Origin of the sequence: Undibacterium sp. Di26W (assembly GCF_049340265.1) — a bacterium.
Lineage (GTDB): Bacteria > Pseudomonadota > Gammaproteobacteria > Burkholderiales > Burkholderiaceae_D > Undibacterium.
On record NZ_JBMPOR010000027.1, the window covers coordinates 15,746 to 29,240 of the forward strand.

Genomic DNA, 13,495 nt, shown 5'->3' on the forward strand with positions numbered 1-13,495 from the left:
TTATGTGTGCAGAACAGGGGGATTAAAAATCAGCGTGTGCAGCTTTCACTCTCACCGGGTGGATGAGAAGGAAAACTGCAGGAAACTGATGTGATTTACAGCCAGGGATCAAGGCACTTCTGGTGCTAGCATCCGACGCGGCGCAGTCAGCCTGTGTGGCTGCAATATTTCTGCCAGTTCTGTTTCTGTCAGCAGTTTCTTTTCCAGCACCAACTTATAGACACTTTTTCCAGTCAACAGCGCCTCTTGTGCCAGCTCGGTGGATGTGCTATAGCCTATGTAAGGATTCAGTGCAGTAACCATACCGATGGAATTTTCAACGATGTCACGCAAGCGCTGATGATTCGCTGTGATGCCATCGACGCAGCGCTCAGCCAGCACCAGGCAGCCTCTGGTCAGGTGTGCTGCACTTTTGAACAGGCTATGCGCGATGATGGGCTCAAAGGCATTCAGTTGTAATTGCCCGGCTTCTGCAGCAAAACTGATGGTGACATCATTGCCTATCACTTCAAAAGCAATCTGATTGACGACTTCCGGGATGACAGGATTGACCTTGCCGGGCATGATGCTGGAGCCGGCTTGTACCGCCGGCAGGTTGATCTCGCCAAAACCGGCACGCGGACCACTGGAAAGCAGACGCAGGTCGTTGCAGATTTTGGACAGTTTCACGGCCACGCGTTTTAACACGCCTGACAATTGCACGAACGAGCCGACATCCTGGGTTGCTTCAATCAGATTGGGTGACGTCGTCACCGGTATGCCACTTATTTCCAATAAGGCCTGGCACACCCGGCCTGCGTAATCAGGATGCGTATTGATCCCGGTACCAATCGCGGTGGCACCCAGGTTCACTTCACACATCAGTTTTGCGGCTTCCCGCAGGCGGTCCTGGTCTTCGTCTATCATCACGGCATAGGTACTGAATTCCTGTCCCAGTGTCATCGGTACGGCATCCTGCAATTGGGTACGCCCCATCTTCAGTAGATCTTTAAATTCTTGCGCTTTTTTGTTGAAGGCGATTTTCAGAATTTCCATTGCATCAATCAGACGAAAAATGCCTTTGTATGCGGCGAGACGCAAGGCAGTTGGATACACATCATTGGTGCTCTGACTGAAATTGACTTGCTCATTGGGATGCAGAATTCCATAGCTACCGCGTGCATGACCCAGATGTTCGAGCGCGATATTGGTAATGACTTCATTCGCATTCATGTTGGTGGAAGTACCGGCACCACCCTGTATGACATCCACCACAAAATGGGTGTGGAATTGACCCTGACGGATTTTTTCGCAGGCAAGCGTAATGGCTGCAGCATGTTCATCACTGACCAGGCCCAATGATTGATTCGCCTGTACCGCCGCCTGTTTGACGATGGCCAGCGCGTCGATCAGGTCTGGATAGCTGGAAACAGGTATGCCTGTAATAGGGAAATTTTCCAGTGCACGCAAGGTGTGAATACCATAATAGGCGTCGGCTGGTACTGCACGATCACCGAGCAAATCATGCTCGATCCTGGTTGAAAGAGAAGACAAAATTACCTCCTGAATAAAGCATGTCTGGTCATATGCCTGCGGGCCGAATGCCCGGCAAACATCCCATGCCCGGATTTTAGGGAGGAATTTGAATGAATCTATTCTGATTCGACATACATGTATTCCGAATCAGCATGCGTGTGATTTTCTGTTGGTAACCTGGCTAAATGAAAAACCTTCAGCGATTCAGTAAATGTTGCCAGAGCCTGTCAAGCGCGGCATTTTGATTGTCCATGGAACGATACAAACGAATATCCATGGTCATCGACCATTGATCGCCACCGGCACGCACCAGGCGGCCCTCTGCCAATTCCCGAACAATACTGCTCTCTGGCAACCAGGCCAGGCCGTGGCCGGTAAGGGCCATTCTCTTTAATAGTTCGGCCATGTCGCTTTCGTAGGCGCAAGTGAAATAGCAGGCCTGACCAGCTCTGGACAAAATGCGATCGACGACCCGCCCAAAAAATGAAGCCTTGATATAGGTCAGGCAAGGGATGGGGTGAATCTTGCTGCCAGGCAGGGAATAAGTCGGCGCACCTTCACGATTAGGCACAGAGACGGGCAATACCACTTCGCTGCCAAGGCTGACGAAGGCATAGCGCGAGGCATCCAGTTCAACCGGCAGTTCGGCATGGTAGTAGGACAGCAACAGGTCACAGTTACCTTCAACCAGAGAAAGCACTGAATCATGCACATTGGCAGGCAGGATGCTGGCATGAATATCACCTGCCTGAGCCTGCATGCCGTTCAGCCACATGGGGAAAAAGTTCAATGACAAGGTATGACCAGCAGAAATGCGCAACAGGTTTTCATTCTGGCCACGCACTCGCAATTGTGCCTTGGCATCATTCAGCAAGCGCATGGCCTCGCTTGCCGAATTGCTGAACACCTTGCCAGCGGGTGTCAGTATGAGTGGGTAAGTGCTTCTGTCTACCAGGTCTGCGCCTACCCAGGCTTCCAGTGCGCGGATACGGCGACTCAGTGCTGACTGCGTCACATGCCTGTCGTCAGCGGTACGCGAAAAATTCCGCGTCTGTGCCAGGCTCAAGAAATCTTCCAGCCATTTGATGTCCATTTGTTTTCCTGTCGTATCCCTATTGTGTCCCTGTTATATGATCACTCAACACACCGCGCTTATTACGTTCTATCACGCTTTATCATGCCTGCCTGGCCATTGTATATCCGCAATTCATCCGAATGCGATGCCACAAACCTATCTATGTGGCAATGACATAAAGCTAGACCGAATTTGCATAATCTTTGGACGTGGCTGAGTTATCTTTAGCGCTAACCATTGGCGAGCGAGAATTTCATGAGTACACAAAACCCCAAGACCAGCCTGGGCATCATAGGTGGCTTAGGCGCACTGGCAGGTGTGGACGTATATTTCAAGCTTGTCAGAAGCCTGGCCAGGGAAGGTATTTCCGAAGATTATGAATTATTTTTCGAACAACACCCCTTCGATGGGAATGAAAATTCGGGTGGCGAAAAACCCAATCTTAATGCAAGAAAATTATACATTTTCGATATGATCAGGCAGTTTGAAAAACACCATGTCGAAAGTGTGCTGGTACCCTGCTTTATAAGCCATACCTTCATCCGGGAACTGCAGACGGAAGTAACGACGCCCATCGTCAATATCATGGATGCCTTGCGTTTTCATCTGGAAGAACAATTTACAGGCGCCTGTCACATCGGCATCCTGGCATCTGATTATGTCAAAAGCAAAAAGCTTTTTGAAAATGCTTTTTCAGGCCATGATATCCGCCTGAGCTACCCTGAAGATTCCATTCAAACCCATTGCGTCATGCACGCCATCTATGGCGACCAGGGCATCAAGGCGGGCAACTTGCGGGGGGATGCTGTTGATCTTTTGCATCAGGCTTGCGTACATTTGCTGGACCGTGGTGCGGATGTCATCGTATCTGGTGCTACCGACATTGCCATCGTGGCAGATTTGCTGCGTAGCCGCGGCATACCCATTGTCGATACCAATCAGGTCTATGTCGATTATGCATTAAGAAACAGGGAAAAACCCATCCCGCGCAGCTTCAAAATCGGTGTGGTGGGTGGGGTGGGGCCAGCCGCCACGGTTGATTTCATGAATAAAATCATCCACAACACCAGTGCCTCACGCGATCAGGATCACATCAAGATTATCGTTGAGCATAATCCAAAAATACCCGATAGAACCGCCAACCTGATTGCAGATGGCGAAGACCCTACCATTGCCCTGTATGCCGCCTGCAAGCGCCTGGAAGAAAACGATGCAGCACTGATCGCCATCCCTTGCAATACGGCCCATGCCTATGTCAAAAGAATCCAGGCTCACCTGTCGATACCAATCGTCAATATGCTGGAAGAAACCGTTGCCTATATCAGCCAACATTTTCCCCCAGGAGTCAAAGCAGGCTTGCTGGCGACGTCGGGTACCATTGCCAGCCGCGTCTATCACGAAGCGGCGGATGGGCAGGCTTTCGAATTGCTGGTGCCTGACGACGACCATCAAGGCAGGGTCATGCATGCCATCTATGGCCCTGAAGGCATCAAGGCAGGCTACACCGAGGGTGCATGCCGGGATGATTTGATGGCTGCCTTACTGCACCTGGTACAAAGAGGTGCAACTGTCATCGTCCTTGGCTGCACAGAACTACCTTTATTGTTGAAGCAGGACCTGGCTTTTCCGATAGCGGGATCGCACATTGCCTTATTGGACCCCACCACCATACTGGCGCGCAGTTGTGTCGTGCGTTCCGAAATCAGCGGCCAGCAGCGTTAATCTACAAAGCAGACGCAATAAATCTGGAACGCTGGTGCCATAGCATTTTCATTGACGGAGATATATATGCCAACTCTTGCCCGCAAGACCGCTGCCCTGCTTGTATGTGCGCTTCCCGTCATGGCCAATGCCACGGATACGCTGAGTACAATACGCGAACGGAAGACCATCACCATTGCACATCGTGAATCATCGATACCCTTTTCCTATCTGGATGGCCATCAGCAAGCTGTGGGCTATGCCATCGACTTGTGTATGAAAGTGGTGGATGCAGTCAGGCGTGAATTGAAACTGCCAACATTGGCCGTCAAGTATGTTCCGGTAACCCCGGCCAACCGTCTGCAGCTTATCGCCAGCGGTGATGCAGACATGGAATGCGGTTCCACTACCAATACAGTAGAACGCAAGCAGCAGGTTGATTTCAGCATTGCGTATTTTATTGCCAGTGCAAAAATGGTGGTGAGAGCAGATTCAGGCATCAAGAACTGGTCTGACCTGCGTGACAAGAGCGTGGTCACCACCAGGGGAACAACCAATGCAAGGACGCTGGCTGATCGCGGGCAAATTCGTTCGCTCAACTTGAAACTGCTGGAAAGCAAGGACCATGCAGAAGGCTTTGGCATGGTGGAGCAACGCGTGGCAGCCGCCTTTGCCATGGACGATGTATTGCTATCCGGCCTGAAAGCATCGGCTAAAAACCCTGCGGATTTCCAGGTGGTAGGTGACTCGCTATCGACTGAGCCTTATGCCATCGTCATCCGCAAGAACGACCCCGCCTTCAAACAGGTAGTGAACCGGGAACTAAGCCGCCTCATGCTGGATGGAGAAATTCATGCAATCTACGAAAAATGGTTTCAGCGACCTATCCCGCCACAGGCAATCAATTTGAATATGCCCATGGGGCATCTGCTACGTTCATCCATCCGCTTCCCTGTCGATGATGTCGCCGACCTGCCGCACTAATTGATCAAGCCCTACATGAAGCACATTGATCAGGCAAAACACCCATGAAGCTAAAACACTATCTGCAGCGGGAAATTCAGCTTACCAAAGAAGCTGCCAACCCGAATGTGATCTCGTTGCGCTTTGTACAGCTTTTTGAACAAAGCCCGCGTAGCAGTACGGAAGAAGAGGAATATCAAATGCTGTACGCACTGATGCGTAGCCGCTGGCGGTGGTACACGGCTTGCCAGGATGCGATCAGTAAAAAACCGACCAAATAAGTTGGGTAATTAAGCAACCAAAAATCCGATCAAGCCGTGCTTACGCCAGATAATTGACTCTGGCAAACTTTGCCCTGAAATCTTCCGGCATTTCCACCACACGGCCGGCACGGTAATCAAAAAATACAAAGCCTGATTTCGCCATGGCAATCAGTTTCTGGTCTGCCGGACGCGTGATGCGAAAAGTGATGTCGCCACCATACTGATTGAAATCCATGACGCCGACTTCAAACAGCAACTGGTCACGCGCATGCGCTTCTGCCTTATAGGTAGTTGCCAGGTCCGTCACGATAATACCGCTGCCGCTGGCTGCGGTTTCGCGTATCCCGAATTCATACAGGAAACGCGCACGGGCTTCTGAAATCATGGAGATCATGGAATCATTGCCCAGGTGATTGGCACCATTGATATCAGTGACACGTACCGTCAGTTGAGTTGAATAATAGTACTGGTCTTCAGGGAAATGCAGTTGCAGGCGTGCCATGGCGGATCAGGAATAAAGGGAATACCACCATTTTACAGCGCAATGCCTGCGCGCCTATCATAAAGCGATGTAAACGCTATCAGCTATCCAGCGTCTTGGCACCAATCGCAACGGATGCGCTTTGTATCAGCCCTTCCCTGACTTCATAGATGGCGATCATCTCCAGACGGCCCGTGCCTTCAGGAAAAGTGCGGGTAATATCTTCATAGTCGATGACGATATTGCCTATCACTTCACGTCTGACCAATTTTGCATGCAAATTGGCTTCCTTGAAGCGCAAAACCATGCGCGCCCGGATTTCAACATGGCCGCTGGCAAGCAACTTGCCGGGAAATTCAAACTGCAGGGCATGCGCCGCATAGGTTTTCATGATGGCATCAACGTCGCGGGCATTGTAGGCGTCGAGCTGGCGCTGCACCACGACTTCGGGAGAGGGATAAATTGCTGTCATGTCTGTACTCCGTCTGTAATCCAATATTGATTGATGAGCAGTCTGCTATTGTAGTTCCGTGCCGGGGACGATATCAGGCAGGTTTTCGATGACCTGCTCTACCGTGGCATAGCTCGTCAAGGCCTTCAGCACGGCAGGATGCGGGGCATCCCAGATAGGGTCAAAATCCTTTTCCCCGTCTCTTGCAATGGCAAATGCCAGTTGTTCTGTCGGCGGGCAAAAGGCGGCATCGACACCCGGCTTATTGCCGCGCGCATCGACCCTGTACCAGCCATGCTTCGGCAAATACACCGCGTTGAGGCCATGCAGGCAATATGGCGGTTCTTCAGTGATTGCTAAACGCTGGTAGCAAAGACCAGCAGGTATTTGATTGGCCCTGAGCAGCGCCGCCAGCAAATGACTTTTGGCATAGCAATAGCCAGTGCCGTGCTCCAGCACCTCAGACGCCTTGCAGGTGACTGGGTTCTGGCGATAATCCCAGCTATGCCGGATCTGGTCACGGACAAAATGAAAACAGCGTCGGGCTATCTCTTCCGCATCCTGACTACCCTCTGCCGCCAATAGCTGCGCCTGGCGCAGTACGGCCGGGTGTTGCCAATCAATATAGGTCGTGCTTGCCAGAAATTGTTCCATAGAGTTCAAACTAAGTTTATTGGTGAGTTTATTTGTATGAGAAGGGCGTCAGTCTTATGTACGTGCGACTTTGATCGCCATGCCGACTGAACGTGGTGCCGTGTGTTTGAATCCAAACTGCGCATACAGATCTTGCGCCTGCCCGTCTGCAATCAGGCTGACATAGGCGCTGTCCGGCAAATGCTGATCGATATGCTGCATGATCTCACCCATGATCATCTTGCCCAGGCCACGCCCCTGATGCTCCGGCAGGACTGCAATATCCACGACCTGATAAAAACAGCCGCCGTCACCAATCAGTCGCCCCATGCCCACCACTATATCGCCTTGCAGTATCTGCACGGCAAACAGACTACCCGGCAAACCACGTTCGGCAGCTTCCTGTGTTTTAGGACTAAGACCGGCCGCAGCGCGCAAATGATGATAGGTAGCGACATCAGGTATGGCAGACAGGACGTGATAGGCAGTGACAATAGTGTTAGCAGTCATTTCTCAAGTAGTAAAAACCAGCAGGTAAGCGATGTGAAAAACAGTACGAGTTTAGAATTTATCATATGCAGCGAGAAATTGTTTTGCTACTGATTTTAATGAAATCCCTATGCATCATCTTGCAAGAACATGGCCATGGGAAACAGTCCCTATGCATGTCGCAATAGCCAGAAAATTCCTGCTAGTGTGGTGCTTGCGAAATGTCCGATCTACAGCCTTCATCGAACAACTCAGTAACAGTCGATTCTTGATGGCTCAAGAATTTGCAAAGCACTACACTAGAATAAAGCCGTAATTTGTTCATGTGTGCGAATGTAATTTAATGGTAGAACGGCAGCTTCCCAAGCACCTCTATGGTTTAAATCCCCCACTGTTCATACAATTCTTCACAACTTCAAAATTTCCCCTCAAAAAATTCCACCGTAATCACGGAGTTATCAGCCATCACATTTTCCGCAACACCACGTTTTAAAGGGGCTAATGGTGTGGTTTGCAATTGCCTCAACAAATATTAGAACTCATTTCATAAATACAGGTGAGATGTGTTTGTTTCATAACGTGGGCTGGCAATGTTAAAACTATGGATGAGGCAGTCAATAACGGGGCTATTGACGACAAGTCGAATTGTTCACACCTTGCGGCCCAGCACGCGTTATGAGGCAAACCCTCAGGGAGCTAGCCGTATTTACACTTTGCGGGCGCATTGCAGCGCGAGGTTGTTACAACGCGCTTGCTAAGGCACTAGCCTTAGCTTTGTGTCCAATAATCAGAAAAGACAAGCCTTCCTGCGGTGATCTATAAATTCACAATATATTATTATTGACAACATACCGACTGGTTGGTATTGTTTACAAATGACAAATCTTCACTCTCCCCTAAAAACAATAAGTACTGCGCGTACCAAGTTGCTGGACGCGGCTGTGCAGGTCATCCGTGAAAAAGGCTATTCCAGCTCAACCGTAGATGACCTGTGCAGCGCAGCCGGCGTCACTAAGGGTGCGTTCTTCCATTATTTCAAAAGCAAAGAAGAGTTGGCCGTGGCAGCAACTGAATACTGGACCGAGAGGGCAAATACGCTTTTTTCAACTGCACCTTATCACCGACATGCAAACGCACGGGATAGAGTGCTTGGCTATATAGATTTCCGCGCTCAGATTATTCAAGGCACGATTGCCGGGTTTACCTGCCTGGCAGGAACGATGGCACAGGAAGTTTTTCAAACAAACCCGACAATCCGGGATGCCTGCTACGCCAGCATGACTGATCATGCAGAAACACTGGTGAGCGACATTGCGGAAGCGTTGGCAGAAAATCAGGTAGATAAACGGCTGACAGCGAAGAGTCTGGCGCTGCATACCCAAGCCGTGTTGCAAGGGGCGTTCGTCCTCGCCAAAGCCAAGGACGATCCAGACATTGCTCTCGACAGTATCAAGCATTTGCGTCGATATTTTGAGTTTTTGTTCAACCCGCAACAACTTAAGGAGAATGATGATGACAAGTAATTTCATTTGGTATGAGCTGATGACAACTGATGTTGACGCAGCGCAAAAATTTTATGGCCATGTGGTGGGATGGAAAACAACGGACTCCGGCCAAGCCGACATAAACTACCGCATTCTGATGGCAAAAGATGAGGGAATAGGTGGCATCACGGCCATCCCGGTGGAGGCCATCTCAATGGGAATGAAGCCGATCTGGTTTGGTTATGTCAATGTGCCGGATGTTGATGCAGCGATCACCCAAATTACTGCTGCCGGAGGACTAGTTCAATGGCCAGCAACTGATATTCCCAATGCGGGGCGCATTGCACGAATGACTGATCCGCAGGGAGCCAGCTTTTATATCATGACTCCTAGCGGCGAGGGAAAGAGCACGGCCTATGCAGAGGGCGTTCCAGGTCACTGTAGCTGGAACGAATTGCGAACTAGCGATGGCAAAGCCGGACTGCGGTTTTATTCTGAACAATTTGGCTGGACCAACACCAACAGCATGGATATGGGGCCTATGGGAACCTATCACGTTTTTAGTGCGGGTTCAGGTGACATAGGCGGCATGATGACTATGTCTCCAGAATGCCAGACTCCTATGTGGCTTTATTATTTTTGCGTTGACGATATAGAAGCGGCCATGGAAAGGGTAGTCGCTGCGGGCGGTATCGTAAGCTTTGGGCCGCAACAGGTTCCAGGTGGTGGCTGGATTATTCATGCAACCGATCCGCAGCAATGCAAATTTGCACTGGTTGGGCCAAAGAATTGAACAATGTCGGTAACAATGAAAAAAATAGCTAACAGCGCGCTTGGGCAGTGCTTCACTAACCTACATTGCTTGATTAATCATCGTAATGATAAAATGTACTTATCGCTAAAAAATAAAATAATCCCCTCGACTCTAGCGGGAGATTACTCCAAGGTTTGACCATACGTCAGTCGGCTTGAAACTTTGATCACCGGAGAAGAAAGCAGTCATCACAGTTTTCACTGCGGCAGGCATTTTGGTAGATTGCAAACACCCGTGAAACCCGCGTAGAATGTGGATATCGCGGGTGTAGTTTAATGGTAGAACGGCAGCTTCCCAAGCTTCATACGAGGGTTCGATTCCCTTCACCCGCTCCAGTTATTACCCAGCCTGTGACATACCCTGTTTCTGGCTTATCCGTCCCGGCCTCTTTCTAAGGGTGATGATTGCGGCGTCCCATCTTCCCGCGTTTCATCATTCGCATTCATCTAAAAAGCAAAAAACACTGTGAGAAAAATTTTATTGAAACAGGCTCTGTTGCTGTTAGCAGGAGTCTTTTCCGGATTGTCGGCGTATGCCAGCGAACGCGCCGCCGGCAGTTTTACTGCGGGTAAGTCTTGTGATTTGTATGCGTCGTTTGCCAAGAGCACCAATCCCGATTCGGCCAAGACAAAACCAGGGCTGGCGTATGACATACGCGAAATCAATAAAGCGAATAATTTTGAATGGATAAGGGTGGATGTACCGGAAGCCAGCCCCAGGCTGCGCTGGGTAGCGCGTGACTGTGGCAGCTTTACACTGGATGAAGCAAACAAGCAGCCTGCGTCAGCAAAGAATAATGGTGCCAGCGCGGGCGATGTCTGCTCTACCCCGAATAAAGAAGACAGTTATGTGCTAGCCATTACCTGGCAACCGGGGTTTTGTGAACACTTTCCGTATAAGGGTAAAAAGCCGGAATGTGATGCCATCCATAACGGTGAACTGGTCGTGTCCAACCTGACGCTGCATGGCCTGTGGCCCAACAAGAAAGAATGTGGCATCAATTATGGGAATTGCCCGTCATCACCGTTACGGTTGTCCAAGGACTCGGTGTCGCGCATATCGCCATGGATGCCGAATTTTATGTATGAGACTAAGTTCGGTGAATATGAATGGCAAAAACATGGTGCCTGCCAGGCGCGTGATGCCGATACCTATTTCAGGACGGCGGTAGCTGCGGTGGAAGAGGTCAACAATTCGATGGTTGGCAAATTTATCTTGTCACGCGTAGGCAAGTCTTTTGCGGCTGCTGATTTCTTTGCCGATGTGAAGAAAAACTATGGCGACAACGTGGCGAAAAGCATCATGCTGAGTTGTGCGGGTGGCAAATATCTGCAAGAAATCCGCTTTCACCTGCCACTGAATTTCGAGACCGGCAAGGGCCTGGAAAAGCTCATAGGACAGGCAGAGGGGTTTTCCAGCCAACTGGACAAATGCGGCGCTGATATTGTGGTTGAATCCAGCGGCAAAAGCCGCCAGTAACATGGCGGTGAATGCGCAATTATTGCCAGTGTATTCACAGCCATGCCCCATGGATTGAACAATACAATTTCGTATTACTCAAAAAATATGTGACCACCTCAACCGGGCACAGCAACTTAGCCGCCCTGGCGGTAGACAAAACGCCCCAGAATTTTTAGCAAACCAACGTTCTCTGGCGTGATGCGTTCATCCGGATAATTGCGTTTATCAGGATTGCGGCTTTCCAACACCCAGGTGCCATCTATCTCGCGGCGCAACTGTTTGATGCGCAAGCCATCCGGATGCTGAATGGCAAAGATCTTGCCGCTCTGTGGCTCGGTCTTAGTCTTGTCGATGATGACCATGTCGCCATCGACGATGAAATCGGCCATGGAGCTGCCATCGGCATAAATGGCGGCCAGGTTTTCTGGCTTGACATTGTATTTCTTGAAGAAGCTGGCTTCCTTGATGAGCTGGCCCTTGGGTTCGGCGTCTTCATTATGGGCACCGCCACCGCAAGAGCCTTTGGCTGAATAATAGTTGATGCAGGCAATGCCATTCTCATCCTGTATCCGGGGGGTGCTCTCTTCCATGACGCGCAAGTCTTTGGTGCGCAAGTCAGAGATATTGACGCCGAAGTATTCAGCGATAGGTGCCAGCGAAGAGGTGCGCGGATCTTTGGTGATCCCCTCGACTATCCTGAAAATGGTTGCCTGTGGCACCCATTTATCTTCCGGAAAGAATTTTTCCAGCGCAGTTGCCAACGAGGTCGGGTTCATGCCCGACCGCTCCAGTAAGTATTTGATGTTTGTTTTAGCGTCCATGCCCGGATTATGCATTAATGCATAGAAAATGCAAGCAAAGAAAACGAAATGGTGTTGTTTTAATTCATATTGGAATATAATTGTATCAACATGAATTCATCGAAAAATCTTGCACTGGCACTGCTGGCAGATGGAAAGAGTCAGGCAGAAGTCGCTGCTATTGCTGGAGTCAATCAGGCCACCATCAGTCGCCTGATCAATGGCAAATCATCCGATCTTTCTTATCGTGAGGGAAAACGCCTGGAAGAAGCATTGCAAAACAGCCAGCCACCCATCACAGTATTAGTGACACCAGCAGGTGCGACACGCTGACCATATCAAGCAGGCTGCATATCAAACAAGGGGAAATAATTCAGAATGCCACGCAATTGCGGCCGGTGTGCTTGGCTTCATAGAGTTTGGCGTCGGCGGCGGCAATCAGGGCCGACTTGCTTTGCCTGTCATTGGGCACCACGGATGCCACGCCCATACTGAGCGTCACCACTTGTGCCACTTTCGAATCCACATGTGGAATCGCCATGGCCATCACGGTATGACGCAGGTTTTCTGCCTTGCTGACGGCACCGGTCAATTCACATTCTGGCATCAGGCATATGAATTCCTCGCCGCCAAAACGGGCGACCACATCATGCGGCCTGCCAAAATTCGCCTGCAGGCTGGCAGCCACAGCGGCCAGGCACTGATCCCCTTCCTGATGCCCATAACGGTCGTTGTACTTTTTAAAGTAATCAATGTCCAGCATCAGAATGGACAATGACTTGCCGTAACGCTGACAATGTCGCCATTCGCGGTCAAATGAATCATCAAAACTACGGCGATTGGCAAGGCCGGTCAAGGCATCGGTGTAGACCAGTTTTCGCAACAAGTCGCGCTGCAATTTCAGGGTGATATGGGTTTTGACGCGGGCCCGCACCACATCCGGATTCACTGGCTTGCTGATGAAATCCATGCCACCTGCCATCAATGCACGTGATTCTTCATCGGGATCGCTTTGCGCCGTCACAAACAGTACGGGTATATCGGCAGTATGTTCATCACCTTTCAGATGTCGACAGACTTCCAGGCCATCCATTTCCGGCATCATGATGTCCATCAAAATCAGGTCGGGTGGGGTCTGGCGACAAAATTCCAATGCCTTCTGGCCACTGGTGGCCATGAATACGTCATGGTCTTCAGAGAAAATCTGATACAGGGCTTGTATATTGATTGCCTGATCATCAACAATCAGGACGCGCGGACGCCTTGTCAGCATAGAGAGATTGCCCTGAAGTGCTTCCAGGTATTTGGGTGTCGGCATAAGCTTAAAATATCAGACCATGGCTGAGCGTGGTTTTAATCGTATTT

General features: G+C 50.2%; 15 protein-coding genes and 1 tRNA gene. 8 read left to right on the top strand and 8 right to left on the bottom strand.

What is annotated here, in order from left to right; all coding sequences use genetic code 11:
• Window positions 1-108 precede the first annotated feature (108 nt).
• Both aspA and ACO0LM_RS24425 read right to left on the bottom strand, forming a co-directional pair.
• Window positions 109-1,533 (bottom strand): aspartate ammonia-lyase, encoded by a 1,425-nt coding sequence (aspA, locus tag ACO0LM_RS24420; RefSeq protein WP_423040821.1) that lies wholly within the window; start codon window positions 1,531-1,533, stop codon window positions 109-111.
• A 178-nt stretch (window positions 1,534-1,711) separates the two neighbouring features.
• Window positions 1,712-2,608: a LysR substrate-binding domain-containing protein gene (locus tag ACO0LM_RS24425; RefSeq protein WP_423040823.1), complete on the bottom strand. Its 897-nt coding sequence runs from the start codon at window positions 2,606-2,608 to the stop codon at window positions 1,712-1,714.
• Window positions 2,609-2,845: 237 nt separating this feature from the next.
• Between ACO0LM_RS24425 and ACO0LM_RS24430 the strand changes: the two genes are divergently transcribed.
• From ACO0LM_RS24430 to ACO0LM_RS24440, 3 genes are all read left to right on the top strand, one after another.
• Window positions 2,846-4,312: an aspartate/glutamate racemase family protein gene (locus ACO0LM_RS24430; protein WP_423040825.1), complete on the top strand. Its 1,467-nt coding sequence runs from the start codon at window positions 2,846-2,848 to the stop codon at window positions 4,310-4,312.
• 66 nt (window positions 4,313-4,378) lie between these two features.
• Window positions 4,379-5,275: an amino acid ABC transporter substrate-binding protein gene (locus ACO0LM_RS24435; RefSeq protein WP_423040827.1), complete on the top strand. Its 897-nt coding sequence runs from the start codon at window positions 4,379-4,381 to the stop codon at window positions 5,273-5,275.
• A gap of 44 nt (window positions 5,276-5,319) precedes the next feature.
• Window positions 5,320-5,535, top strand: coding sequence for a hypothetical protein (locus tag ACO0LM_RS24440; RefSeq protein WP_423040829.1), 216 nt, complete (start codon window positions 5,320-5,322; stop codon window positions 5,533-5,535).
• Window positions 5,536-5,575: 40 nt separating this feature from the next.
• Here the strand turns inward: ACO0LM_RS24440 and ACO0LM_RS24445 are convergent, their stop codons facing one another.
• From ACO0LM_RS24445 to ACO0LM_RS24460, 4 genes are all read right to left on the bottom strand, one after another.
• The gene (locus ACO0LM_RS24445; protein ID WP_422982817.1) at window positions 5,576-6,019 is read right to left on the bottom strand and encodes a thioesterase family protein; all 444 of its coding nucleotides are present in this window, start codon (window positions 6,017-6,019) and stop codon (window positions 5,576-5,578) included.
• A 79-nt stretch (window positions 6,020-6,098) separates the two neighbouring features.
• Window positions 6,099-6,470 (bottom strand): nuclear transport factor 2 family protein, encoded by a 372-nt coding sequence (locus ACO0LM_RS24450; protein WP_423040831.1) that lies wholly within the window; start codon window positions 6,468-6,470, stop codon window positions 6,099-6,101.
• A gap of 45 nt (window positions 6,471-6,515) precedes the next feature.
• A complete protein-coding gene (locus tag ACO0LM_RS24455; protein ID WP_423040833.1) occupies window positions 6,516-7,103 on the bottom strand; it encodes a transglutaminase-like domain-containing protein in 588 nt (195 codons plus the stop codon).
• A gap of 54 nt (window positions 7,104-7,157) precedes the next feature.
• Entirely contained in the window at window positions 7,158-7,592 is a 435-nt protein-coding gene (locus tag ACO0LM_RS24460; RefSeq protein WP_423040835.1) for a GNAT family N-acetyltransferase, read from the bottom strand.
• An 854-nt stretch (window positions 7,593-8,446) separates the two neighbouring features.
• Here ACO0LM_RS24460 and ACO0LM_RS24465 point away from each other — a divergent pair.
• The 4 genes from ACO0LM_RS24465 (at window position 8,447) to ACO0LM_RS24480 (ending at window position 11,348) form a co-directional block, all read left to right on the top strand.
• A complete protein-coding gene (locus ACO0LM_RS24465; RefSeq protein WP_423040837.1) occupies window positions 8,447-9,094 on the top strand; it encodes a TetR/AcrR family transcriptional regulator in 648 nt (215 codons plus the stop codon).
• Complete coding sequence (locus tag ACO0LM_RS24470) at window positions 9,078-9,848, top strand: VOC family protein (RefSeq protein WP_423040839.1); 771 nt, start codon at window positions 9,078-9,080, stop codon at window positions 9,846-9,848. Before ACO0LM_RS24465 ends, ACO0LM_RS24470 begins: the two co-directional genes overlap by 17 nt.
• Window positions 9,849-10,130: 282 nt before the next feature.
• Window positions 10,131-10,204, top strand: a tRNA-Gly gene (locus ACO0LM_RS24475).
• Window positions 10,205-10,334: 130 nt separating this feature from the next.
• Window positions 10,335-11,348, top strand: a complete 1,014-nt coding sequence (locus tag ACO0LM_RS24480; RefSeq protein ID WP_423040841.1) for a ribonuclease T2 family protein — start codon at window positions 10,335-10,337, stop codon at window positions 11,346-11,348.
• 116 nt (window positions 11,349-11,464) lie between these two features.
• Here ACO0LM_RS24480 and ACO0LM_RS24485 read toward each other — a convergent pair whose 3' ends face one another.
• A complete protein-coding gene (locus ACO0LM_RS24485) occupies window positions 11,465-12,151 on the bottom strand; it encodes a S24 family peptidase (protein ID WP_422982799.1) in 687 nt (228 codons plus the stop codon).
• 90 nt (window positions 12,152-12,241) lie between these two features.
• Between ACO0LM_RS24485 and ACO0LM_RS24490 the strand changes: the two genes are divergently transcribed.
• Complete coding sequence (locus ACO0LM_RS24490; protein ID WP_423040843.1) at window positions 12,242-12,463, top strand: helix-turn-helix domain-containing protein; 222 nt, start codon at window positions 12,242-12,244, stop codon at window positions 12,461-12,463.
• Window positions 12,464-12,503: 40 nt separating this feature from the next.
• Here ACO0LM_RS24490 and ACO0LM_RS24495 read toward each other — a convergent pair whose 3' ends face one another.
• Window positions 12,504-13,403 (bottom strand): diguanylate cyclase, encoded by a 900-nt coding sequence (locus ACO0LM_RS24495; protein ID WP_423040845.1) that lies wholly within the window; start codon window positions 13,401-13,403, stop codon window positions 12,504-12,506.
• Window positions 13,404-13,495 lie beyond the last annotated feature (92 nt).